At 66.7% G+C, this 25,196-nt stretch carries 19 protein-coding genes; 9 read left to right on the top strand and 10 right to left on the bottom strand.

Annotated features, from left to right (window positions below):
- Positions 1-51 precede the first annotated feature (51 nt).
- From RH90_RS08030 to RH90_RS08020, 3 genes are read left to right on the top strand one after another with little or no spacing between them, the layout of a single operon-like run.
- On the top strand, positions 52-1,257 hold the full coding sequence (locus tag RH90_RS08030; RefSeq protein WP_010184991.1) for an LL-diaminopimelate aminotransferase: 1,206 nt from the start codon (positions 52-54) through the stop codon (positions 1,255-1,257).
- An 11-nt stretch (positions 1,258-1,268) separates the two neighbouring features.
- Positions 1,269-2,045: a sulfite exporter TauE/SafE family protein gene (locus RH90_RS08025; protein WP_010184990.1), complete on the top strand. Its 777-nt coding sequence runs from the start codon at positions 1,269-1,271 to the stop codon at positions 2,043-2,045.
- A complete protein-coding gene (locus tag RH90_RS08020) occupies positions 2,045-2,476 on the top strand; it encodes an acyl-CoA thioesterase (RefSeq protein ID WP_010184989.1) in 432 nt (143 codons plus the stop codon). The genes RH90_RS08025 and RH90_RS08020 overlap by 1 nt, the downstream gene beginning before the upstream one ends.
- Here RH90_RS08020 and RH90_RS08015 read toward each other — a convergent pair.
- Both RH90_RS08015 and RH90_RS08010 read right to left on the bottom strand, forming a co-directional pair.
- Complete coding sequence (locus RH90_RS08015) at positions 2,466-3,203, bottom strand: hypothetical protein (RefSeq protein WP_010184988.1); 738 nt, start codon at positions 3,201-3,203, stop codon at positions 2,466-2,468. The genes RH90_RS08020 and RH90_RS08015 overlap by 11 nt on opposite strands.
- Positions 3,204-3,265: 62 nt before the next feature.
- Positions 3,266-4,717 (bottom strand): ATP-binding protein, encoded by a 1,452-nt coding sequence (locus RH90_RS08010; RefSeq protein WP_010184987.1) that lies wholly within the window; start codon positions 4,715-4,717, stop codon positions 3,266-3,268.
- A gap of 134 nt (positions 4,718-4,851) precedes the next feature.
- On the opposite strand from RH90_RS08010, the gene RH90_RS08005 reads away from it, so the two are divergent.
- On the top strand, positions 4,852-5,910 hold the full coding sequence (locus RH90_RS08005; RefSeq protein WP_010184985.1) for a LacI family DNA-binding transcriptional regulator: 1,059 nt from the start codon (positions 4,852-4,854) through the stop codon (positions 5,908-5,910).
- Between the two features lie 10 nt (positions 5,911-5,920).
- Here the strand turns inward: RH90_RS08005 and RH90_RS08000 are convergent, their stop codons facing one another.
- The 3 genes from RH90_RS08000 to RH90_RS07990 all read right to left on the bottom strand — a co-directional run bounded on the left by RH90_RS08000 (position 5,921) and on the right by RH90_RS07990 (position 10,786).
- The gene (locus RH90_RS08000) at positions 5,921-8,431 is read right to left on the bottom strand and encodes a glycoside hydrolase family 3 protein (protein WP_010184982.1); all 2,511 of its coding nucleotides are present in this window, start codon (positions 8,429-8,431) and stop codon (positions 5,921-5,923) included.
- A 91-nt stretch (positions 8,432-8,522) separates the two neighbouring features.
- Positions 8,523-9,776 (bottom strand): MFS transporter, encoded by a 1,254-nt coding sequence (locus RH90_RS07995; protein WP_037492700.1) that lies wholly within the window; start codon positions 9,774-9,776, stop codon positions 8,523-8,525.
- On the bottom strand, positions 9,776-10,786 hold the full coding sequence (locus RH90_RS07990) for a LacI family DNA-binding transcriptional regulator (RefSeq protein WP_010184980.1): 1,011 nt from the start codon (positions 10,784-10,786) through the stop codon (positions 9,776-9,778). The genes RH90_RS07995 and RH90_RS07990 overlap by 1 nt, the downstream gene beginning before the upstream one ends.
- Positions 10,787-11,155: 369 nt before the next feature.
- On the opposite strand from RH90_RS07990, the gene RH90_RS07985 reads away from it, so the two are divergent.
- The 4 genes from RH90_RS07985 (at position 11,156) to RH90_RS07970 (ending at position 17,679) form a co-directional block, all read left to right on the top strand.
- Positions 11,156-14,356, top strand: a complete 3,201-nt coding sequence (locus RH90_RS07985; RefSeq protein ID WP_010184979.1) for a TonB-dependent receptor — start codon at positions 11,156-11,158, stop codon at positions 14,354-14,356.
- A 115-nt stretch (positions 14,357-14,471) separates the two neighbouring features.
- A complete protein-coding gene (locus RH90_RS07980) occupies positions 14,472-15,212 on the top strand; it encodes a SapC family protein (RefSeq protein WP_010184978.1) in 741 nt (246 codons plus the stop codon).
- Positions 15,209-16,189, top strand: coding sequence for a cupin-like domain-containing protein (locus RH90_RS07975; RefSeq protein ID WP_010184977.1), 981 nt, complete (start codon positions 15,209-15,211; stop codon positions 16,187-16,189). The genes RH90_RS07980 and RH90_RS07975 overlap by 4 nt, the downstream gene beginning before the upstream one ends.
- Positions 16,186-17,679, top strand: coding sequence for a tryptophan halogenase family protein (locus RH90_RS07970; RefSeq protein WP_010184976.1), 1,494 nt, complete (start codon positions 16,186-16,188; stop codon positions 17,677-17,679). The genes RH90_RS07975 and RH90_RS07970 overlap by 4 nt, the downstream gene beginning before the upstream one ends.
- A 20-nt stretch (positions 17,680-17,699) precedes the next feature.
- On the opposite strand, the gene RH90_RS07965 is transcribed toward RH90_RS07970, so the two are convergent.
- The 5 genes from RH90_RS07965 to RH90_RS07945 all read right to left on the bottom strand — a co-directional run bounded on the left by RH90_RS07965 (position 17,700) and on the right by RH90_RS07945 (position 23,313).
- Positions 17,700-18,182, bottom strand: a complete 483-nt coding sequence (locus RH90_RS07965) for a DUF4142 domain-containing protein (protein ID WP_010184975.1) — start codon at positions 18,180-18,182, stop codon at positions 17,700-17,702.
- A 21-nt stretch (positions 18,183-18,203) separates the two neighbouring features.
- Positions 18,204-18,989, bottom strand: a complete 786-nt coding sequence (locus RH90_RS07960) for an SDR family NAD(P)-dependent oxidoreductase (RefSeq protein ID WP_010184974.1) — start codon at positions 18,987-18,989, stop codon at positions 18,204-18,206.
- Positions 18,990-19,040: 51 nt separating this feature from the next.
- Entirely contained in the window at positions 19,041-20,222 is a 1,182-nt protein-coding gene (locus RH90_RS07955) for a zinc-dependent alcohol dehydrogenase (protein ID WP_010184973.1), read from the bottom strand.
- Positions 20,222-20,815 (bottom strand): SRPBCC family protein, encoded by a 594-nt coding sequence (locus RH90_RS07950; RefSeq protein WP_010184971.1) that lies wholly within the window; start codon positions 20,813-20,815, stop codon positions 20,222-20,224. The genes RH90_RS07955 and RH90_RS07950 overlap by 1 nt, the downstream gene beginning before the upstream one ends.
- Positions 20,816-20,964: 149 nt before the next feature.
- Complete coding sequence (locus RH90_RS07945) at positions 20,965-23,313, bottom strand: GH92 family glycosyl hydrolase (RefSeq protein WP_010184969.1); 2,349 nt, start codon at positions 23,311-23,313, stop codon at positions 20,965-20,967.
- A gap of 170 nt (positions 23,314-23,483) precedes the next feature.
- Here RH90_RS07945 and RH90_RS07940 point away from each other — a divergent pair, with 170 nt between their 5' ends.
- Entirely contained in the window at positions 23,484-25,163 is a 1,680-nt protein-coding gene (locus RH90_RS07940; RefSeq protein ID WP_010184968.1) for an FAD-dependent oxidoreductase, read from the top strand.
- Positions 25,164-25,196 lie beyond the last annotated feature (33 nt).

Here is a 25,196-nt window from a genome sequence, read left to right as displayed (position 1 = left end):
GTCCGTAAGGTGGCGGCGCAAGGAAATGTCCCCTCGAACCGGAATTCCGCAATGTCCGACGATTTCTACCGTATCAAGCGCCTCCCGCCGTACATCATCGCAGAAGTGAACGCGATGCGAGCGGAAGCGCGTGCGAGCGGCGAAGACATCATCGATCTCGGCATGGGCAATCCCGATCTGCCGCCGCCGCCCCATGTCATCGAAAAACTGATCGAAGTCGCGCGCAAGCCGGACGCGCACGGCTATTCGCAATCGAAGGGCATTCCCGGGCTGCGCCGCGCGCAGGCCAATTATTATGGCCGACGCTTCGGCGTCGAAGTCGATCCCGAGAGCGAGGTCGTCGTGACGATGGGATCGAAGGAGGGGCTGGCCAGCCTTGCCACCGCGATCACCGCGCCGGGCGACGTCGTGCTCGCGCCCAATCCGTCCTACCCGATCCACACCTTCGGCTTCATCATTGCAGGCGCGACGATCCGCGCGGTGCCGACGACGCCCGATCAGGCCTATTTCGAGAGCCTCGAGCGCGCGATGGCCTTCACCGTGCCGCGCCCGTCGATCCTCGTCGTCAATTATCCGTCCAACCCCACGGCGGAGGCGGTCGATCTTGCGTTCTACGAACGGCTCGTCGCCTGGGCGAAGGAGAACAAGGTCTGGATCATCTCCGATCTTGCCTATTCCGAGCTCTATTTCGACGGCAAGCCCACCCCTTCGATCCTGCAGGTGCCCGGCGCTAAGGATGTGGCGATCGAATTCACCTCGCTCAGCAAGACCTATTCGATGGCGGGCTGGCGGATCGGCTTCGCGGTCGGCAACAAGACGCTGATCGCCGCCATGTCGCGCGTGAAGTCGTATCTCGACTACGGCGCCTTCACCCCGATCCAGGCGGCGGCGTGCGCCGCGCTCAATGGGCCGCAGGACATCGTCGCCAAGAACCGCGAGCTCTATCACAAGCGCCGCGACGTGCTGGTCGACAGCTTCGGTCGCGCGGGGTGGGACATTCCTTCGCCGCCGGCGAGCATGTTCGCCTGGGCGCCGCTGCCGCCGGCGCTGGCGCACCTAGGCAGCCTTGAGTTCTCCAAACAATTGCTGACTCACGCGCGCGTCGCGGTTGCCCCAGGGGTGGGTTATGGCGAGAATGGAGAAGGTTTCGTGCGCATCGCGATGGTCGAGAACGAGCAACGCCTGCGCCAGGCCGCGCGCAACGTGAAGAAATACCTGCAATCGATGGGCGTCAACACGCCAGCCAAGACCGGCTGACCGCCCCGATAATGGAGATCAATCCGCTGTATTCGGTGGCCGGCGTGCTCGTCGGCCTGCTCGTCGGGCTGACCGGGGTCGGCGGCGGCTCGCTGATGACGCCGCTGCTGGTGCTCGCCTTCGGTTTCCACCCGGCGACCGCGGTCGGCACCGATCTGCTCTATGCGTCCGCCACCAAGACTGTCGGCACGACGGTGCATGGCTGGCGCGGCACGGTCGACTGGATCGTCGTGCGACGGCTCGCGACGGGAAGCGTGCCGGCCGCGCTGCTCACGCTCGTCATCCTCCATTACGCCGGCGAGCAATCGACCAAGACTGGTCACGTAATCTCGGTCTCGCTCGGCATCACGCTGCTCGTGTCGGGCGTCGCGACGATCTTCCGCGCGCGCATCGTCGCGGCGCTCAAGGCGCGGCTCGGCACGGTCAGCCCGAACCGGCTTGCGAGCCTGACGGTGGTGCTGGGCGTGGTGCTCGGCGTGCTCGTCTCGCTGACCTCGGTCGGCGCGGGCGCGCTCGGCATGACCGCGCTGCTGATCCTGTACCCGCTGATGCCGGTCAACCGGCTGGTCGGCTCGGACATCGCGCACGCGGTGCCGTTGACGCTGCTCGGCGGGATCGGGCATTGGATCCTTGGCTCGGTCGACGGCGCGCTGCTCGTCTCGCTGCTGATCGGCTCGATCCCCGGGATCATCGTCGGCAGCTTGATCGCGAGCCGCGTGTCCGACCGGTTCCTCACCCCCATCCTCGCTGCGGTACTCGCCGCGGTCGGCCTGAAGTTGCTGTTCTGATGACCCGTCCCGACTTCGCTTTCTCGACCCGCTTCAAGGTCCGCTATGCCGAGATCGACGGCCAGAAGGTCGTATTCAACTCGCGCTATCTCGAATATGCCGATGTCGCGGCGACCGATTTCTGGGACTGGACCGGGATCGGGGCGGCGCTCGGCGCGGCGTGGACCGAAACCGAATTTCACGTCCGCCACACCGCGATCGACTATCTCAAGCCGTTCGTCTGGGGCGACACGATCGAGGCGTTCGTGCGGATCACGCGGATCGGCTCGTCAAGCCTGACGCAGCGTTTCGAGCTCTGCCATGCCGAAACGGGCGCGCTACACACGACGATCGACATGACGATCGTCAACGTCGATCTGCCGACCGGCACGCCGCGCGCGATCGCCGACGATGTGCGCGCCTATCTCGAGGCGTTGCCCGCTACTTCCTGAATCCGGAGATTAGGTCGAAGCGGATCCGCACCCACGCGCCGATGATCGGCTTGCCGTTGACGCGCGGCGGCCGCACGCGGAACTGCCACGCCGCCAGCCGTAGCGCGCGCGACAGGCCGCCGCCTGGGGGCGACTCGTCGAGCGAGCGGCAATTCTCGACATGATAATCGGGCGCGGTCTTGCACGCGATCATCGCCCAGCCGCCGTCGCCATGCGTATATTCCTGCATGTACGGCTTGAGCTCGGCATCGCTCGGCTCGCGATACCATTCGGCATTGTAGAGCGAGCCGCCGCCGGGGCCCTCGCCCGGGCCGTACGCCGCGACGCTGTCCTTGCCGGTGCCCTCGCCGCTGCCCTCGCCCTTGGCCGAGGGGATCTTGCCGATATCCGACGCGGCGAAATCCTGCGGGCTGAGCTGGATCAGCTTCGAGGGGAGCGGCGCTTTCGGAAGAGGCGGGACGGTCGGCGGCGGCGGAGCGGCCGAAGCGGTGGTCACCACCTTCTTCTGTTGCTGTTTGACCTGGGTCTTGGCCGCGGCTTTCTCCTTCGGCGGACCGATCGGGCGGACGTCGAAGGTGGTAAGCTTGGACTGCTTTTCGACCTTGGTGAACACGCCCGTGCCAAGTTGTAGCAGCAGCAATCCAACCAGCGCCTCGACGACGAGCGCGAACACGATCCCGCGGACCCGGCCGCGCTCCGAGCTTGACTGATAGGAGGCCGATGCCATCGAGCGCCCCTAGGCTGCGCCGTGTCGCGCTGCAACAGGTTGCGCGCGATCTGAACGCTTTGTCATGCGGCGTCGGCCGCCGCGGTCGTCCATCCCAGAGCGGGAATCGTCAGCGAGCGCTTTCCTGACAGATCGACGCGCGTTACCAACAGGTTGCGCCCCTCGATATAACCGATCACGCGCCGCGCCCGGCCGAGTGAACTGGTGCCGTAGGTCTGCGCGATGTCCTCGTCGGTCGGCGCGGGCAGTCCCTCGCGTGCCGCACGTGCGATCAGCAGGAAGCAGCCGAGCATCTCGTCGGGCAGATCGTGCGCGATCGCGATCGCCTCGGCCCATTCGCCGTCGAGCCCGTCGAAAATGCCCGCACGCGCCGCCGCGAGCCGCCGCGAGAAGCCCGACGACGATAGTGGTGCCGGATGCACGCCGACCATGCGGCAGCGCACCTGGAAATCCTGATACAGCACCGCGGCCGGCCGCGTGCTCGAATCGCGATCCTCGACGATCGCGCGCAGCACATCGGTGACGACGCGCGCGAGTTCCTCGGGATCGCGCTTGGGAACGTCGCGCGCCGGCTCGGACGTCGGCACGGTCTCGATCTGGTCGAGCACATATTCGGCCGGCGCAGGACGCGGCGGCGGGGGCGGCGGGCGCACCGGCTCTTCCATCTCGGCGAAAAGGAATTGCCGCATGTCGCTCGCCTGCGGTTGCGGCAGCGGGGTCAGCACCGGGCCGCCGCCACGCGAGCCGGTCTCGACCGACCCGACCTTGATCGCGATCGGCCGCCGGCACACGGCAGGCCCGAGCGCAAGGAAGGTGCCGCGCGGTAGATCGCGGATCTGCTCGGCCTGGCGGCGCTCCATCCCGAGCAGATCGGCGGCGCGCGCCATATCGATGTCGAGAAAGGTGCGCCCCATCAGGAAGTTCGACGCCTCGGCCGCGACGTTCTTGGCAAGCTTGGCAAGCCGCTGCGTCGCGATGATCCCGGCCAAGCCGCGCTTGCGCCCACGGCACATCAGATTGGTCATCGCGCCGAGCGAGGCACGGCGGACCTCCTCGGTCACCTCGGCGCCCATCGACGGCGCGAACACCTGCGCCTCGTCGACCACGACGAGCGCTGGATACCAATGCTCGCGGGGCGCATCGAACATCGCGCCCAAAAACGCCGCGGCGCAGCGCATCTGCCCTTCCATCTCGAGCCCCTCGAGATCGAGCACGACCGAAGTGCGATGCTCGCGGATGCGCTGGCCAAAGCGCGCGACCTCGGCGACCGAATAATCCGCCGCGGAGATCGCGATATGACCGTATTTCTCGCCGAGCGTGACGAAGTCGCCTTCGGGGTCGATGATGACCTGCTGCACCTGCCCGGCGCTGCGTTCGAGCAGCCGGCGCAGCAGATGCGACTTTCCCGAGCCCGAATTGCCCTGCACGAGCAAGCGCGTCGCCAGCAATTCTTCGAGATCGATCGGAACGGAAGCGCCGCCCGCGTCGAGGCCCATATCGACCTGAAACGTCATCGGGAGCGCATGCCCGATTGAACGGGGGTGGAGCAAGCGCGATCGACATTGCTCGAGCGCTTTGCCGACCCCCGCGTAACTGCGACTTGCCGCATGGCACCGCTAGGCCATAGGGTTAGCGCGAAAGGACCCGAATGAAGGAACCCCGCAGCTCACGCCGCCAACACAATGTCCCGACGGTCAGCGACGTCGCGGCGCACGCCGGTGTCTCACCGATGACGGTCTCGCGCGTCATCAACGACAAAAGCAGCGTCCGTCCCGCGACGCGCGAACGCGTCGAGGCCGCGATCGTCGCGCTCAACTACGCCCCCAACGCCGCCGCGCGGATGCTGGCGGGCGGCGAGGACGTGCGGATCGGCGTGCTCCATACCAATCCCAGCTTCTTCTATTTCAGCGAGTTCCTGATCGGTTGTCTCGATCAAGCAAGTCGGCAAACCGTTCAGATCCTGATCGAGAAATGCGAGCCCGGCACCGAGATCGCCGCGATCGAGCATCTCACGCGCGGGCGGATCGACGGCATCATCCTGCCGCCGCCGCTGTGCGATTCGGCGCTGGTGCTCGAAGCGCTGCACGAGCGCGACATCCCGGTGGTGGCGATCTCGACCGGGCGCGCGCCGGGCTGGGCGCTGTCGGTGAGCATCGACGACCGCCACGCCGCGTATGACATGACGCGGCATCTCGGCGAGCTCGGGCACCGCCGGATCGGCTTCATCACCGGCGCGCCCAACCAGAGCGCGAGCGCCGAGCGGCTCGAAGGGTATCGCGCCGCGCTGGTCGATCTCGGCTTGCCGGCGGAGCCTGCGCTGATCGCCGACGGGCTGTTCACCTATCGCTCGGGGCTCGAGGCCGCCGAACGCCTGCTCGACCTTCCCGAACGGCCGACCGCGATCTTCGCGGCGAACGACGATATGGCCGCCGCCGCGATTGCCGTCGCACATCGTCGCGGGCTCGACGTGCCGGGCGACCTCGCCGTGGTCGGCTTCGACGATTCGGCGCTCGCGACGACGATCTGGCCCGAACTCACCACGATCCGCCAGCCCGTCACCGATATGGCGCGGATGGCGGTCGAATTGCTGGTCGAAGCGTTGCGGCTCGACCGCAGCGCGACGCTCGGCGAGATCGCCGAGCCGCACGTCCAGATCGAGTATGCGCTGATCCGCCGCGAATCCGACGCACCGCCGCGCGCCGGCTAGCCGGGGCGGCTCACGGCTGGCAGGCCAGCACGTCGTCGGCGACCATGCCGAGCGACACGCGCGCGATGCTGAGTTCGAGCGGCTGGCCGGTGCGCAGCACGAACGGCGCGTCGATCCGCTTGATGTCGACGCCCTTGCGGTCGCCGGTGCTCGCAAAGCATTTGATCGGAATGCCGACGATGCGCCATTGGCCGACCTTCAGCGCGCCAGCCGGCATTGGGCGCGTCGCGCCGCAGCCGGCGCCGCAGCTCATGCCGAGTGTGAGATCGCTGCCTTGCGGCGCGTCGAGGCGGAGCGTTGCGAGCAGCATCACGTCGCCATTGCTCTCACGCGAGAGATCGACCGGATCGGCGCTGCGCAGTTCGATCGTCTGTGCGCCCCCGCCGGCGAGCGAGAAATGCCGCGCGCCTTCCTGCACGCCATAATCGATCGCGGTGACCTTGATCCGGCCGCCCAGCGCCTGCGCAGGAACCGCGGTGATCGCGCTCGCCGCAGCCGCATCGCCGACCCGCAGCGACCAGCCCGGCGTCGCCACCCCGGCCTTGAGGAACACGCCATCGGTCCCCGCGTCGACCACGCCGGCATCCTCCGACAAAGCCTTCCACGCCCCGCGCGGCTCACGCCCGCTCAGGCCATAACCGAAGCGGTAGAGCGACGGTCCGCCGGGCTTGGCGGTGAGCGGCCAGTCGGCGGGCAGCTTGCCGGTGAAGGGTGCGGCGGTGCCCGGCGCGGCGAACAGCCGGTCGGCGACCCCCGCCCCTTCGCTCCCCGGCAGCCACGCGACGACGAAGCCGTCGGCGGCATTGAGCATCGGATTGACGAACAGCGGCCGCCCGGTGAGCATGACCGCGACGACCGGGATGCCCGCCGCCTTGAGCCGTTGCATCGTCGCGAGCGGCGCGCGCAGTTCGGGGCGCAGCTGCAGCGACTTTATGTCGCCCTGGAACTCGGCATAGGGCGTTTCGCCGAACACGACGATCGCCGCGTCGGGCTTGCGCGTGTAACGGCCGTCGGGTGCCAGTTCAGCCTGCCCGCCGCCGGCTTTGACCGCGGCGGCGATGCCGCCCCACAGCGTGGTCGCGCCGGGGAAATTGGCGTTGGTCAGGCCGGTGCCCTGCCAGGTGATCGTCCAGCCGCCCGATTGGCGCGCGACATCATCTGCGCCGTCGCCGGCAACGAGGATGTTGGCCGAGGCCTTCAGTGGCAGCACGCCCTGGTTCTTGAGCAGCACGAGCGATTTGCCGACGGCCTCGCGCGCGATCGCACGATGTGCCGGCGCCCCGAGCACGCTCCAGTCGCCGGCGAGCGCGCGCGACGAAGGCTTGCCCGCCTCGAACAGGCCGAGCCGCAATTTCACGCGCAGGATCCGCGCGACCGCATCGTCGAGCCGCGCCATCGGCACCGCGCCGTCCTTCACCTGCGCGAGCAGCGAGGCATAGAGCCCGCGCCAGCTGTCGGGCGCCATATACATGTCGACCCCGGCATTGATCGCCTGCGGGCAGCTGTCGAGGCTGCAGCCGGCGATCTGCGCGTGCGCGTTCCAGTCGGTGACGACGAAACCGCCGAAGTCCATCCGCCCCTTGAGCACGTCGGTGACGAGCCCCTTGCTGCCGCCGATCTTCTGCCCCTGCCAGCTCGAGAAGCTCGTCATCACGGTGCCGACGCCCGCTTCGATCGCCGGGACATAGGGCTTGCCGTGAACGTCACGCAGTTCGGTCTCGCTGATCCGCGCGTCGCCCTGGTCATGCCCTTCGAAGGTGCCGCCGTCGGCGATGAAATGCTTGGTGCTCGCCAGCACGTGCGGGCCGGCGAGAATCCGGCTGCCATCGGGCCGGCCCTGCAAGCCGACGATCATCCGACCGGCATAGCTCGCGACGAGATCGGGGTTGGACGAATAGCCTTCATAAGCGCGTCCCCAGCGATAGTCCTGCGGCACGGTGATCGTCGGCGCGAAGGTCCATTCCTGCCCGGTGGTGCGGATCTCGGCTGCGGTCGCTGCGCCGATCCGCTCGATCAGCGCCGGGTCGCGCGTCGCGCCGAGCCCGATATTCTGCGGGAACAGCGTCGCGCCGACGATGTTGCTGTGGCCGTGGACCGCATCGATCCCCCACAGGATCGGGATGCCGTGCCCGCCGGCCGAGCGATCGACCGAGGCGGCATAGAATTGATCGGCGAGCTCGAGCCATTTCGGCGCAGGCGCGAAATCGTCCTTGTTGGGGCCAGAATTGCCGCCGTTGAGCACCGAGCCGATATGGTAGCGGCGGACCTCATCGGGGGTGATGCTGTCGATATCGGGCTGAACGATCTGCCCGACCTTCTCCTCGACGCTCATTGCCCCGAGCAGCGTCCTGATGCGCGCTTCGTCGGCGGGGATCGGTGCGAGCGGCCAGGCCGCACGCGGCCAGAGTGCGGGATGCACCACCGCCCCCGTCGGCGTTGGTGCTTCCGTCGCGACGGCGGCACCGATGTTCGCGACAAGGCAAACGGCCAGCGCCGTGCCCCAGGTCAATCCGCGCTTCATATCCCCTCCATCGCTCGTCGACGATGTAAGCCGGCCCCACCGCAGCCCCATCCTCCCGCGCCGTCGCATTGACAACGTTGACACGACGCTGTCAAGCCGCGGCGTGGGGGTGCGATGGCCCTATTGGCGGGTAAAACAGCACCGTCAGCAGCGTCATCGCCGCGACGCAGGCGATCGTCACGAGCAGCGCGCCGTCGGGCAACACCAGCGCCAGGGCGATCGCTTGCGGGGCGAGCGCCTGGGCGAGCTTGCGCGCGATCGTCGCCATCGCATAGACCCGCACCGCATAGCCTGCGTCCTGATCGGAGATTTCGCACGACGCGACGGTTGCGGGCACGAGCGACCAGAACATCACCGACATGCCCTGCCCGGCGATGATCGCCAGCGTGATGCACAACAGCGCGGTGGCGACGTCGCGTCCGATCAGCGCCAGCACGGCCATCACCAACACCGCCACCGCCGCGATCCGCAGCGTGCGGATTTGCCCGCTGCGGATCGCCAGGCGCGCCCATAACGGCGCAGTCAGCAACAGCGACAGCGCGGGGACCAGCGCGACGAAATAGCCGAGCCGCGGCGCGCCGACCTGCTCGAACAGGAACAGCAGCGACTTGTTGATCAAGGTCACCGTCAGACCGACCATGACGATCGTCACGATCAGCCGGCGCAGCGCGGCCGATCGCCGCAGCAGCGCCGCCATCGCCGCCACCGCCTCGCCCAGCGGCCGCGGCGGCCCGCTGCGCGGCAAGACGCGTTCGCGCGTGCCGAAGCTTGTCGCGAAGAACGCCGGCATGGCGAGCCCGGCGAGGATCAGCGCGCCCAGGCGGAAATCCGCGCCGCCGCCGCGATCCGCCGGGAGCAGTGCATAGGTCAGCGCCGCGATCAGCCCGCCAAGCGCGGCGCCCTGCATCCGCGCGCCGGTCAGCCGCAGATGATCCGCCGGATCGGGCGACAGCCGCGCGGTCAGTGCGGCATACGGAATGTTGCCCAGGCCGTAGAAGAATCGCAGCGCGAGATAGGTGGCGAGCGCATAGCCCGGAACCCATGCCGCGGGCACCGGCGGCGGCGCGAACGCGAGACACAGCATGACGACCGAGAGCGGTCCGCCGATCGAGACCCAAGCGCGCAACGGAACCCGCGGCGCCAGCCGGTCGGCGACCGCGCCGATCACCGGATCGGTCAGCCAATCGACCGCCGCCCCGGCGAGGAAGATTCCCGATGCCACCGCCGGCGCGATGCCGAGCCCGCGGATGTAATAGAACAACAGGTAAAGCTCGATCGACTGCCACACGAAGTTGAAGCCGAGATCGCCCGCGGCATAGCAGGCCGCCTCGAAGCGCCGCAGCATCACGCGCGCGGCGGCGCGGTGGACTCGCGAACGAGCAGCGTGTGCGGGTGGACGAGCCGGCGGACCGGCTCGCGTTCCTCGAGCTGTGCGATGACCATCTCGGTCGCCGCGACCGCCATCTCGAACACCGGCTGTCGCACCGTCGTCAGCCGCGGCCAGGTGATCCGCGACACCTCCGAATCGTCGAACCCGGCGACCGAAAGGTCGTCGGGGATCGACAGCCCGAATTCACGCGCCGCCATCATCGCACCGACCGCCATGTCGTCATTCTGCGCGAGGATCGCGGTCGGTCGATCAGGCCGCGCGAGGATATGCCGCGCCGCCGCCAGCCCGCTATCGAAGGTGAACAGACCCGGCTCGATCCGGTCGAACTTGAGCTCGAGCCCGGCCTGATGGAACGCCTGGGTATAGCCGAGCATCCGCGCCTCGCTCGACGGGTGCGTCGCGTCGCCGCGGATGATCGCCATGTCGCGGTGGCCGAGCCCGATGACATAGGCGGCGATCTCGCGCGCGGCGGCGACGTCATCGACCAGATTGCTCGGCGCGGCATCGATCATCCGCGTCGGCGCGATCCGCGCGCAATAGATCCGCGCTTCGTGCAACTGTTTGAGAATCAGCGGATGGTCCGACGCCGGCGGCGCAAGCACGACGCCGTCGAGCGCCGCGGAGCGCAGCAGGCCGACGACCTCGCTCGCATTTTCCTGTACCGAGCGGATCGGGATCACCACCAGCCGATAGCGCTCGGCAGTCAGTCGCTCGAGCACGCCGCGCTGCAATTCGACGACATAGCTCGGGCTGGGGTTCTCATAGACCAGCCCGATCATGTTCGATTTGCGCCGCACCAGCGCCTGCGCGAAGACGTTGGGGTGGTAATCGAGCGTATCCGCAGCGGCTCGGACGCGTTGCTGCACATCGGCGCTGACATGCGGCTCGCCGTTGAGCACGCGCGAGACCGTCTTGGCCGACACGCCCGCCAGCCGCCCCACATCGACAATCGTCGTTCGCTTCATCTCGCCCCAACCCGGTTTAAGCTCGAATAGACCAGATCGATCGGCGCAGCGCCAGAGGGTATGATTGCGTTGACATCGCGTATGCCGGCCGATCGTAGAGGTTTGGCAGGCACACCGGTCGAAAGCGCGCCGCCGCCGCGCGAATCCCGAAACTCACAAAAGCGCTTAATCTAGCTTATGATCCTACTTTTCAGGCTCGGTTCGATCGTGGAAGAAGCGGCCGGGGAGCGGCCGAAACAATAGGGCCGAACCGAGAATTATCTTGACAACGTAGGACAATGCGATAGCGCTATCCGGGCTGGTCTAACAGGGGGTCGGCATCTCAACAGAGCGGCCAGATAAGGCCGCGCATATGCAGGGGGGGGTCCCATGAAGACCTATCGTTACGCGCCGGCCTATATTCGCTCGGCTTCCGTCATCGCGCTCGCCGCAGGGCTCGCGCTTCCACAAGCCGCCTTTGCACAAGCGGCGCCCGTCGCCGCGCAGCAGGGCACGCCGCAGGCCGATACCGCGCCCGGCACACCGACGCTTGAAAAGGGCGCGACTGCGACCAACGCCGTCCCCGAAGTGCTCAATCCCGACGACATCGTCGTCACCGGCGTGCGCGCCTCGCTCGAGCGCTCGATCGCGATCAAGCGCAATTCGACCGGCATCGTCGACGCGATCTCGGCGGAGGATATCGGCAAGTTCCCCGATACCAACCTCGCCGAATCGCTGCAGCGCATCACCGGCGTGTCGATCGACCGCGTCAACGGCCAGGGCGCGCAGGTCACCGTTCGCGGCTTCGGCCCGAGCTTCAACCTCGTCACCTTGAACGGCCGCACGCTCGCCTCGTCCTACGCCCAGACCGTCGGCGGCGACGAAAGCGCCGACGGCACCGTCGGCGTGACGCGCTCGTTCGATTTCTCGAACCTCGCCTCGGAAGGCGTCAAGACGCTCGAGGTCTACAAGACCGGCCGCGCGGCGGTCCCGTCGGGCGGCATCGGCGCGACGATCAACGTCGTCACGCGCCGTCCGCTCGATTCGAAGACCTCGGGCTTCAACGGCAGCCTCGGCGGCAAGCTCAACTACGACACCAGCGCGAGCGACTGCGTCGATTGCGGATCGGTGGTGACGCCCGAAATCACCGGTCTCGCGAGCTGGTCGAACCCCGACCAGACCTTCGGCGTGTCGCTGTTCGGCAGCTATCAGCAGCGCCATTTCTCGACGGTGTCGGCGACGTCGAACGACTGGAACATCAAGACGCTCGCCGATTTCCTCAATCCGAGCAACGGCTTCGTCAACGCGGCGACCAAGATCAACAACAAGCCGGCCGATCCCAACCAGCTCGTCTCGGTCCCCAACGACAGCCGCTATCACTTCTCCGACGATAAATATGAGCGGCTCAACGGCCAGGCGATCGTCCAGTTCAAGCCGACCGACGCGCTCACCATCACCGCCGATGCGCTCTACGCGCGCACGCTGCAGGAAGAGCAGCGCTCGGACGAATCGAACTGGTTCAACCGCCCGTTCGACGTCGTCACCTTCGACAGCAACAAGGCCGTCGCGACGACGACCTATCTTCACGAGACGATCGCCGGCGTGAAGGACGCAGGCTTCGAGCAGCAGGCGCGTGCGCAGAAGAACCAGCTCGAGGATTACGGCCTCAACGCGAAATGGGACATCGCGCCCAATCTGACGCTGTCGATCGACGGGCATTACGGCAAGTCGTCGGTGCTGCCGAACAACCCCAACGGCACGAGCTCGACGCTGGTCGGTCTCGGCGCCAACGTCATCGCGGCGCATTCGGTCGATTATTCGGGCGCCATTCCGGTGCAGGACATCGTCATCAACGATTCGACGCTGCCCGGCGGCAACCATAACGGCGTGCTCGACGTCAACGACGTCGGCTCGTCGATCGCGCGCACCTACACCACCAGCCAGAAGCAGAAAGTCAAGGAAATCCGCGCCGATCTGGGCTGGGATCTGGGCGGCGGCAGCCGCTTCGATTTCGGCGGCCTCTATCGCGATACCGACACCAACCAGCAACTCGTCTCGACGCAGCAGACGCTCGGCAATTGGAGCGTCGATTTCCCCGGCGACGTGCAGAAGATCGCGCCGGGCGTGCTCCAGCAATTCTGCCTGCTGTGCAAGTTCAACAGCTACGATCCCAAGGCGAGCGGCGCGAACCTGATCGCGTTCCGCGGCGATACGCTGGCGCTCTACAACGCGCTGTCGCCGGCCTATGCCAAGGCGGGCAACGCGATCTCGATCACCGCCAGCCAGAACAACACCGTCAAGGAGACGATCTACGCCGGCTATGCCCAGGTGACGTGGAAGGGTGCGATCGCGGGGCATGATGCGAGCCTCGTCGCCGGCGGCCGTTACGAGCATACCAAGGAAGAGGCGATCTCGCTCCAGGCCGTGCCCAACGCGATCGCCTGGGTTGCCGACAACGACTTCACGATCAGCGTCGGGGCGACCCCGCAGACGCTCGTCAGCCGCGGCTCGTACGACAACATCCTGCCGTCGTTCGATTTCCAGGTCGAACTCAAGCGGAACCTGATCGGGCGCTTCTCGGCGAGCCGGACGATCGCGCGGCCGAATTACGACAACCTCTTTGCCTCGACCAGCGTGTTCGCACCAGGCCGGCCGACGGCGATCGGCGGTGTCGCCACCGCGAACACCGGCAATACCAATCTCGCGCCGCTGATCTCGGACAATATCGATCTGTCGTTCGAATATTACTTCAAGCCCGACAGCTATTTCTCGGCCGGTTTCTTCGACAAGCGCGTCCACAATTTCATCGGCACGGGCCAGTCGAACGGCACGCTGTTCGGTCTGCGCGATCCAAGCTCGGGGGCCGCGGGCACGACCTCGGGCGCGGCCAAGGCGGCACTCGGTGCGCTCGGCGCCGATATCAGCGACGTCAACCTGTTCACCTATTCGGCGCTGCTCCAACGCGACGGCGCCGCCGCTGCCGCGGCCCAGTTCAACGCGCATTACAGCGCGGTGACCAAGACGGTCGATCAGAACTTCGTCAATCAGGTCCTCTCGGCGGTCGATCTCAACGGCACCGCGGCCGACCCGCTCTACAACTTCACGATCTCGCGGCCGATCAACAACAAGGACGCCGAAATCTACGGCTTCGAAATCGCCGGGCAGTATTTCTTCGGGCGCACCGGCGTCGGCGTCTCGGCGAGCTTTACTTATGTGAAGGGCGATGTCGGCTTCAACAACGGCGGCGATCCGAACATCGACCAGTTCGCGCTGACCGGCCTGTCGAACACCGCCAACGCCACGCTGATCTACGACAAGCACGGCATCTCGGCGCGGTTGAGCTACAATTGGCGCGACAAGTTCCTCTCCGCCCTCAACCGCGACAGCTACAAGAACCCGGTCTACACCAAGCCGTTCGGTCAGCTCGACATGAACATCAGCTATGATCTCAACAAGAACATCGCGCTGTCGCTCGAGGCGATCAACCTGACCAATTCGAGCCTCAGGACCTATGGCCGGTCCGAAACCAACGTATGGTTCGCGCAGGAACTGCAGCGCCGCTTCCTGTTCGGCGCGCGCTACCGCTTCTGACGCGTTGAGCCTGGCCGGGCGATGCTTTGGGGGGAAGCATCGCCCGGTCAGTGCACGAGTCCGGACCCCCGTTACGCTGCTTGGCGTTCCCTCGATCGGCGATTAGCATCTCAGCATGGCCAACCCCGTCCTTCTCGACACGATCGCCCATGCCGATCTGCGTGTTGCCACCGGCTATGCTGCGGGCTTTGGGGACGCAGTCAACCAATGCGTCGTCGTTCCGACCGAATTCGACGCGGTGCAGCGCGACTATCCGATCCTGTTCCGACGTGACGGCGAAGGCGCCTTCTACGCCGTCGCCTTGCTCGGGCTCGATCGCGACGAGAATCTGTTCCTCGAACAAGGCACCTGGCAGGCCCGCCATGTTCCCGTGCTCCACCAGCGCGGGCCCTTCCTGATCGGGATGGTCGAGCGCGTTATCGACGGGGTCGTGCAAAGCGAGCCGATGCTCCACGTCGATCTCGACCATCCCCGCATCTGCGCGCACGGCGGCCAGCCGGCGTTTCTGCCGCACGGCGGGCAGTCGCCCTATCTCAAGCATGTCGTCACCGTGTTGCGCGCGATCCATGAGGGACTCGCGCTACAAGCGCCGATGTTCGCCGCTTTCGAACAGGCCGATCTGATCGAGCCGATCACGCTCGACGTCGCGCTCGACGCGGAGACGCGCTACAGCATTCCCGACTGCTTCACGATCGGGCCCGAGCGGCTCGCCCGGCTCGACGCAGCGGCGCTCGACGCGCTCCATCGCGCCGGCTTCCTGCGGCATGCCTTTCTGGTCGTGTCCTCGCTCGGCAACGTCGCGACGCTGATCGACCGCAAGAACCGCAAGCGGCATCCCGGGGTGGCCGCAGCATGACGGCGGTGCTCGATTGCACCGCGCTGATCGCGGAACAACGCCCGGTCGTGCTGCGCGGCCTGGTGCGGGATTGGCCGATCGTCCGCGCCGGTCTGGCCGGGCCGAGCGCCGCCGCCGCTTACCTCAAGACCTTCTATCGCGGCGCGGCGGTGGTGGGGTATAGCGGCGCACCCGAGATCGGCGGCCGCTTCTTCTACGATCCCAGCGGCACCGCGATGAACTTCACCGCGACGCGCGTCGCGCTCGACGCGTATCTCGACCGGATGCTCGCGACGCTCGACGCGCCCGATGCGCCGGCGCTCTATGTCGGTTCGACCGATCTCGACACCTATCTCCCGGGCTTCCGCGCCGAGAACGACCTGGCCGCCGATTTCGCCGGCGCCGCGCCGCTCGCGAGCATCTGGATCGGCAACCGCACCACCGCGGCGACGCATTTCGACATGTCGAACAACATCGCCTGCTGTGTCGTCGGGCGCCGCCGCTTCACGCTGTTCCCGCCCGATCAGATCGCCAACCTCTATCCCGGCCCGCTCGAGCCCACGCCCGGCGGGCAGGTCGTCAGCATGGTCGACCCGCGCGCGCCCGATTTCGCACGCTATCCGCGCTTTGCCGAAGCGCTCGCGCACGCGCAGGTGGTCGATCTCGAGCCCGGCGACGTGCTCGTCTATCCGGCCCTGTGGTGGCACAATGTCGAGGCACTCGACGGCTTCAACGTGCTGATCAATTACTGGTGGAACATGGCGCCGCGCTTCATGGACAGCCCAATGAACGCGGTGCTGCACGGCCTGCTCAGCCTGCGCGACCGGCCCGACAGCGAGAAGCAGGCGTGGCGCGAGCTGTTCGACTATTACGTATTCGGCCCGTCCGAGCGCCCGATCGCGCATCTGCCCGAACCGATGCGCGGCGCACTCGCGCCACTGACCGATCTCTCCGCACGGCGCTTGCGCGCGCAGCTCCTGCAAAGGCTCAACCGATGACCGCAGCCCCCTCGCCCGACCAGACGATCAAGCGCGTCGTCGTCGCGGGCGGCGGCACTGCGGGCTGGATCGCGGCGGCGGCGCTGGCGAAACATCTCGGGCCGTTGCTCGAGATCGTGCTGGTCGAATCCGACGAGATCGGCACGGTTGGGGTCGGCGAGGCGACGATCCCGACGATCCGCACCTTCCACCGCCTGCTCGAACTCGACGAACGCGAGTTCCTGCGCGCGACGCAGGCGACCTTCAAGCTCGGCATCGCGTTCGAGAACTGGGCACGCGACGGCGATCGCTACATCCACTCGTTCGGGCGCGTCGGCCAGTCGATCTGGATGGGCGATTTCCAGCATATGTGGCTGCGCGGCCGCGCCGCAGGGATCGCCGACGAGCTCGGCGCCTATTGCTTCGAACTTGCCGCCGCCGAGGCCGGCAAGTTCGCGACGTCCGAGGATGCCAAGATCAATTACGCCTATCATTTCGATGCGGGGCTCTACGCGCGCTATCTGCGCAGTTTCAGCGAGGCGCGCGGCGTCACGCGGATCGAGGGCAAGATCGGCGGCGTGGTGCAGAACCCCGAGACCGGGTTCATCGAAGCGCTCGAGCTTGACGACGGGCGCCGCGTCGACGGCGACCTGTTCGTCGATTGCACCGGCTTTCGCGGGCTGCTGATCGAACAGACGCTCAAGGCAGGTTACGAGGATTGGAGCCACTGGCTGCCGACCAATCGCGCGCTGACGGTGCAGACCAAGGCGGTCGCGCCGGCGCGCCCCTATACCCGCGCGATCGCGCACGAGGCAGGCTGGCAATGGCAGATCCCGCTCCAGCACCGCGTCGGTAACGGGCTCGTCTATTGCAGCGATTATCTGTCGGACGAGGCGGCGCGGGAGAAACTGCTCGCACAGGTCGATGGCGAGACGATCACCGAGCCGCGGCTGATCCGTTATGTCACGGGGCGGCGCAAGCGCGTGTGGGACAAGAACTGCGTCGCGCTGGGACTCGCCAGCGGGTTCGTCGAACCGCTCGAATCGACCAGCATCCATCTGATCATGATCGGGATCACGCGGTTGATCCAATCCTTCCCCTTTGCCGGGATGAAGGAGTCAGTCGTACGGCGCTATAACGACCTGGCGGAAACCGAGCTCGAGCGCGTGCGCGACTTCATCATCCTGCATTATCATCTGAACGAAAGGCCCGACCCGTTCTGGCAGCGCTGCGCGACGATGGAGATTCCCGATACGCTGGCGCAGCGGATCGCGCTGTTCAAAGAGTCGGCACTGACGCCGCAAACCGCCGACGACCTGTTTCAGGCGGATTCATGGCTTCAGGTGATGCTCGGCCAGCGGCTCGACCCTGACGGCTATCACCATATGGGGCATGTGCTGAGCGACGCGCATCTCGCGCGCGCCTTTGCCGATCTCAAGGGTAATATCGCGGGGGCAGTCGGCCGCATGCCGCCGCACCAGGCGTTCCTCGAACGCTACTGCGCGCGATAAGCGCGCAGTAGCGACCGGGTTTACATCGTGCCGAGCAGCGCGATGTGATGCTTGACGACGGGGACAATCTTCGACGCGGTCATCCGCAGCGGCGCGGTGCTGCCACCGGTCGCGTAATCGCTCTGCACCATCAGCGCTTCGGTATGCGCCATCTTTTGCTGGCGAACGTAGAGCGCGTCACGCGCCGGGCCCTTCGCTGCGCGCAGCGCAGCGAGGTCGCTGGTCTGCTTGGGCGAAAGGTGCGGCGGCGCGGGGTGGAGCCCGGCCTGCATTGCGGCCGCCTTGACGTCGGCGGTGCTCTGATTGTGGTCGGTCACCATCATCTGCGCGAAATCGTGGATCTTCGGGTTGGCCGAGGCCATCATCACCTTCGCCGATTCGATCTCGAACATGTCGCTCGCGCCCGCCTTCATCAGATATTGCGGCGTCGGCAGCGCCTTGGCGGACAGCGCCACCGGGGCGGATGCGGCCAATACGGCCGCCGTCATCATCATGATACGCATCGTCTTCTCTCCTGTTGAAGCTTATTGATCGGCGGTGCCGGGCTCGGCCATCTTGCGATGCTGTTCGGCAAGCATCGACGGCGGGACGACGCCCGACATCGCGACCTGGACCTTGTTCTTCCAGCCCGAAACGATCGTCGGCTTGCCCGCCATGACGGCGTCCCAGCCGTCCTTGGCGACATCGGCCGGATCGCTCTTGTTCGGATTCACGCCGACCGAGGTGTCCATCATGTCGGCGCGATCGAAGAATTCGGTCTCGACCGGGCCGGGCATCAGCGTGGTGATCGTGACGCCCTTCGACTCCTTAATCTCGTTGCGCAGCGCCTCGGTGAAGCTGTCGACGAACGCCTTCGAGCCGTTATACACCGCCTGGAATGCGCCGGGGATGTAGCCCGCGATCGAACCCGTCACGAGCACCTTGCCGGCGTCGCGCGAGACCATTGCCGGCAGCGTCTTCTGGAGCAGGTACAGCGTGCCGGTGATGTTGGTGTCGACGACGTGGCGCCAATCGTCGACGCTCTGGTCGAGAAAGCCGTGACCCAAGCCGTGGCCGGCATTGGCGCAGAGCAGGTCGATCTGGCGGCTGCCCGCTGCGGAGAGCAGCTCGTCGACGCCGTCGGTCGTCGATAGGTCGGCTTCGAGCGGCCGAACGTCGGTGCCGAACTGCTTGATGTCGGCCGCAGCGTCGTTGATCAGCGCTTCGTCGGCGACGAGCAACAGGTCGTAGCCGTCCTTCGCCGCGAGCGTCGCGAGTTCGAAGCCGATGCCGGTCGAGGCGCCGGTGATGATCGCGAATTTGTTGGCCATGGGAAAAGTCCTCTCATTCTCCCCTCCCTTTCAGGGAGGGGAGGAAGAAGGTCAGAGCGTCTGGCCGGGCTTCAGCACGACCTTCGTCACTTCGTTCTGATTGTCGTGGAACATCTTGTAGCCCTTGGGCGCATCCTCGAGCCCGAGCCGGTGCGAGATCAGGAAGGTGGTATCGACCTTCTCCTCCATGATCGCGGCGAGCAGCCCCGGCAGGTAATGCTGGACGTGCGTCTGCCCGGTCTTGAGCGTCAGCCCCTTCTCCATGAAGGCGCCGAGCGGGAACTTGTCGACGAAGCCGCCATAGACCGCGGGCATCGAGACGCGCCCGCCCTTGCGGCAGGCATAGATCGCCTGGCGGATCGAATGGATCCGGTCGGTGCCGAGGAAGGTCGATTTCTTGATCTGATCGATGACGTTGTCGACGAAGAAGCCGTGCGCCTCGAGCCCGACCGAGTCGATCACCGCGTCGGGACCGATCCCGCCGGTCATCTCCATCAGCGCGTCATAGACCGAGCTGTCCTCGAAATTGATCGTCTCCGCGCCGAACTTCTTGGCGAGCTCGAGCCGGTGCGGGAAATGGTCGATCGCGATGACGCGTTCGGCGCCCATCAGGAATGCCGACTGCACCGCGAACAGGCCGACCGGACCGCAGCCCCATACCGCGACGGTGTCGCCGGGTTCGATCTCGGCATATTCCGCCGCCTGCCAGCCGGTCGGCAGGATGTCCGACAGGAACAGCACCTTGTCGTCCTCGATCCCGTCGGGGATGACGATCGGGCCGAAATCGCTGAACGGTACGCGGACATATTCGGCCTGGCCGCCGGCATAGCCGCCGGTCATGTGGCTGTAGCCGAACAGCCCCGACATCGGCTGGCCGTAGAGCGTTTGCGCGATGTCCTGATTGTCGGCGGGGAGGCCGTTGTCGCACGCCGAATATTGGTGCTTGCCGCAATGATAGCAGCTGCCGCACGCGATGGTGAAGGGAACGACGACGCGCTGGCCCTTCTTGAGCGTCGACTTGGGTCCGATTTCGACCACCTCGCCCATGAATTCGTGGCCGAGAATGTCGCCCGACTGCATCGTCGGGATGAAGCCGTCGTAGAGATGGAGGTCGGACCCGCAGATTGCGGTCGAGGTAACCTTGATGATGCAGTCGCGCGGATTGATGATCTCGGGGTCGGGAACCGTGTCCATGCGGACGTCGTGGCGGCCATGCCAGGCAAGTGCGCGCATTATTTGTGATCCTCTTCGAACGCGGCGCGGGTCGAGGCCGCGGTGGCGACTTCGCCGGTTTCCATCAGTTGCTTGAAGCGACGCAGATCGCGCCGCGCCTGGATCGCGGGTTCGCGCTGGAACAGCTTGGCGATCAGCTTGCCGACCACGCCGCCGGGCGGATCGTAGATCAGGCTCGCGGTGACGACAGTGCCACGTGCGCCGGCATCGCGGAATTCGATCCGGCCGCTATTGGCGATGTCCGCACCCGGGTCGGACGCCCAGACGAAATATTCGCCCTCGACTTCGTCGGTGATCGTCGAATCCCACTCGACCGTACGGCCGGCCGGCGCCTTGACGACCCAATGCGAATGCGTCGCGTCGCGGACATCGACACGCTCGATATTGTCCATGAAGCTCGGCAGGTTGGCGAAGTCGCGGAAATAGGCGTAAAGTTCGGCTCGCGGGCGGTTGATGGTGACCGCGCGGCCGACCAGCGAGTCACCGCGATCTTCGATCAGGCCATCGGTCGCGGCGTCAATCGCGGCGGAATGATGCTTCGATGCCGTCAGCGGCGCGTCGTCCCCCGCTGTCGTGGATTGGGTATCGGCCATGCCGTTTCTCCGATGCTGCGAACCTCCGCTCAATCATCGGACGGGCTTTCCGTTCCCCCATTGTTTCCCTCGTGAAACAACCTTTTACGGAAAATTGATCGAAGTTAAGCCTTGCGGAAGCAACAGGAAATCCACGCTCGCGGGGTCGATCACCGACGCGTCGTCACCGGGTAGGGCGTGATCGAAAAGGGCCGCTCGGCCACAGCATTACCTAACGTCGTATTCGGCTTCGCCGCCATCGTGAAGCGCAACACGCCCCCCGCGACGATTTCGTCGTGCCGGATGAACGACCGACCCAGCGGCGCGCCGTTGAGCGTCACGCCGCCGACATAGCGATTGGCCTCCGACATCCCGGGCGCCTCGATCGTGAAGCGCTTGCCGTTCGGCAGATGCAGCACTGTCCGATCGGCGAACGGCCGCCCGAGCACGTATTCGCCGCTCCCCGGCGCGACCGGATAGAAGCCCATCGCGGTGAACAGCAGCCACGCCGACATCTGGCCGAGATCGTCATTGCCCGCCAATCCGTCGGGGGTCGGCTTGTACTGGCTCGCGACGATCTGCGCGAGCCGTCCCTGCGTGCGCCACGGCGCGCCGGCATAGGCGTAGAGATAGGCGACGTGGTGGCTCGGCTCGTTGCCATGGATGTACTGGCCGATCAGCCCGGCGATATCCTCGGCGTGGCTGTAGTCGATCTTCGAATTGTCATAGTCGAACATCGCGTCGAGCTTCTTCACCGTCGCCGCGTCGCCGCCGAGCGCGCGGATCAGCCCGCCTTCGTCCTGCGGCATGAACCAGGAATATTGCCAGGCATTGCCCTCGGTATAGTCGCTGCCGTAATTGATCGCGGTCGGATCGAACGGCACGCGGAAGCTGCCATCGGCTTTCCGCGCGCGCACAAACCCGGTCTGCGAATCGAAGCTGTTGCGCCAGTTGAGTGCGCGCTTGTCGAAGCGGTCGGCTACGCGCGTGCGCCCCATCGCGCGCGCCATTCGCGCGATGCTCCAATCGTCATAGGCATATTCGACCGTCTTCGAGGCGGCCTCGGGCTCGCGGTCGATCGGGACATAGCCGAGCGTCTTGTACTCGCCGATCCCGCCGTACGGTGCGTAGTCGGCACTCGCGACCATCGCGTCGAGCGCGGCGTTCGCGTCGAACCCCTTGAGCCCCTTGAGATACGCGTCGGCGATCACCGGCGCGGCATGATACCCGATCATCGTCCAGGTCTCGCGCCCCTGGAACTGCCACACGGGCAGGATGCCGAACGGGCTCGCCTGCCGGCTGACGACGAGCGAATTGACGAAATCGGCGTTGCGCTGCGCGGGCTGGATCAGCGTCAGCAGCGGATGCTCGGCGCGGAACGTGTCCCACAGCGAAAAGGTCGAATGGAAGGTGAAGCCCTTCGCCAGATGCACCTGATCGTCGGGCCCGCGATAGCGGCCGTCGACATCGCCGAACACGCTCGGCGCCATCAGGCTGTGATAGAGCGCGGTGTAGAGCGTCTTGCGCATCGCGGGCGCGGCGTGGATCTCGACCGCGCCGAGCGCCGTATCCCACGCCGTCCGGGTCGCGGCGCGGATCTGGTCGAAGCTGCCGCTTTCGCTGGCGAGATTGGCGAGCGCGCCGGCTTCGTCGGTGCCCGAGATTGCGACATGCACCTCGAGCGGCTTGGCGAGCGCGCCGAAGTCGAGCCGCGCGACCAGCGCCTGCCCGGCGATCTGCGCCACGCCCGGATCGCCGCGCCCCGGCCCCTGAAAGCCCTTATACGCGATCGCCGTCTCGGTGTTGCGGAAGGCATGTCCGGTGAGCGGCGCCGAGAAGCGCATCGCGAAGAACAGTTTGCGCGCCGGCGCCCAGCCGCGCGTCTCGCGCGTGCCCGTAATCGTCCCGTCGGGCAGCACGCGCAGCGACGACCACAGGATCTTGCCGGGATAATTGTAGATGCTCGAGCGTAGGTCGACGATCAGGTGCGCCGGCTTGCCGGTCGGGAAGGTGTAGCGATGCACGCCGACGCGTGTCCCCGCGGTCAGCTCGGCGCGGACGCCGGGATCGCTCAGCGTGACGGCGTAATAGCCCGGCGTCGCGCGCTCGCTCGCATGATCGAAGCGCGAGCGATAGCCCGAGCCGGGCTTGGCCACGTCGCCGGGCTCGAGCGGCACCGCGGCGTCCGCCCCCACCGCGGGCATGACGAGCACGTCGCCCAGATCCGAATGCCCCGCGCCCGAGAAATGCGTGTGGCTGAACCCGGTGATGCTGCTGTCGCTGTAGCGATATCCCGCCGCCCATTTGTAGCAGTCGCGGATCTTGCACTCGGTATTGGTGTCGGGGCTCAGCTGCACCATCCCGAACGGCGCGACCGCGCCTGGGAAGGTATGCCCCTCGCCGCCGGTGCCGATCATCGGATCGACCGAATCGTAGCCGGTATCGGCCGGGACGGTCTGCGCCGAGACGGTCGATCCGATGCCACCGAGCAGTGCGAGAATGAGAAGCGAACGCTGCATGCAAACTCCTGGGGCGACACCCGGTGCCCATCACGAAGGGGGTTTAGCCTATGCCTCTGAAAACGCGAAGCCTTCGAAAGCATGCGGCGCGCGACGATCAGTTGAGGCTTGACCTGCGGCGCGGGGGCGTAAGGGTGCGCGCATCGGCACACTCGAACAGGGGCTTTCGTATGAGCACGATCGACACGCGTCAGGCGCAGGCCTTCCCGGTGCTCACCGCAGCGCAGATCGAGACTGCGTCGCGCTTCGCCAGCGGCCCGGCGCAGGCCTTCGCGCCCGGCGTGCCGATCTTCGCGATCGGCGACGAGCATGCACCGACCTGGCTGGTGCTCGATGGCGCGATCGCGGTCCACCGTCGCGACGGGCTGAGCGACGAAGTGCGGATCACCGTCCACGGCCCCGGCCAGTTCAGCGGTGAAGTCAGCCAGCTCGCCGGGCGCCCTTCCCTCGCTGGTGGCGTCGCGGGCGACACCGGCTGCACCGCGCTGCCATTCGATGCGGCGCATCTGCGCGCGCTGATGGTCGGCTCGGCCGAGCTCGGCGAGGTCGTGATGCGCGCGCTGATCCTGCGCCGCGTCGGTCTGATCGAGGCGGGCGGATCGGGCTCGGTGCTGATCGGCGATCCCGACAGCAAGGCCCTGCTCGCATTGCAGGGCTTCCTGACGCGCAGTGGCTATCCCAATCTGGTGCTCGATGCGGCGGTCGACGGCGAAGGGCATGACATGGTCGAACGGCTCGGCGTGCTCCCCGCCGAACTGCCGCTGATGATCTGCCCGAACGGCACCGTGCTGCGCAACCCGAACATGAGCGAGGTCGCCGCGTGCCTCGGCATGATCGCCGAGCTCGATCCGGACAAAATCTATGACGTTGCGATCGTCGGCGCCGGGCCGGCGGGACTCGCCGCGTCGGTCTATGCCGCGTCCGAGGGGCTCGCGGTGATCGTCCTCGACGAGGTGGCGATGGGCGGCCAGGCGGGCCAGTCGAACCAGATCGAGAATTATCTGGGATTCCCGACCGGAATCTCGGGCCAGGCGCTGGCGGGTCGCGCGTTCAATCAGGCGCTCAAGTTCGGCGCCGAAGTCGCGATCCCGCTTTGCGCCGAGAAGCTCGAGTGCACGACGGAGGAGCGGGCGGCGGCGCTCTCGCTGCACCTGTCCGAGCACCGCTCGCTGCGCACGCGCACCGTCGTGATCGCTTCGGGTGCGCGCTATCGCCGCCCCGACGTGCCCGATCTCGCCAAGTTCGAGGGGGCGGGCATCTCCTATTGGGCCTCACCGATCGAAGCCAAATTGTGTACCGGCGAGCAGGTCGCATTGGTCGGCGGGGGCAATTCGGCGGGACAGGCGGTGGTGTTCCTCGCGCCGCACGTCGCGCGGCTGCACCTCATCGTGCGGCGACCGCTCGAGGCGACGATGTCGCGCTATCTGATCGATCGGATCGCGGCCTTGCCCAATGTCGAGCTGCATGTCGGCAGCGAGATCGTCGCGCTCGATGGCGATGCGAGCGGCGCGCTGGCGGGCGCGACCTTCCGCAACCGCGCGGATGGCGCCGAGTCGCATTGCACGATGCGGCACCTCTTCCTGTTCATCGGCGCCGATCCCAATGCCGCCTGGCTCGACGGCTGCGTCGCGACCGACCCGGCCGGCTTCGTCCTGACCGGGGCGGGTTTCGCCACCGACGCCGGCAGCCACGGCCGGGCCGCGCTGCCGCTCGAGACCAGCCGGGCGGGCGTCTTCGCGATCGGCGACGTCCGCGCCGGTTCGACCAAGCGCGTCGCCGCGGCGGTTGGCGAAGGCGCTGCCGTCGTCGCGCAGATCCATAGCGCGCTGGCGCATCTGGCGGAGGCGTAGGTTCCGATCCTCCCCGGCACAGGGAGGTGGCAG

The sequence above is a fragment of the Sphingomonas sp. PAMC 26605 genome, from assembly GCF_000241485.1.
Lineage (GTDB): Bacteria > Pseudomonadota > Alphaproteobacteria > Sphingomonadales > Sphingomonadaceae > Sphingomonas.
Note: the sequence above shows the minus strand (reverse complement) of the source record. Positions and strands in the feature narration are given on the sequence as shown.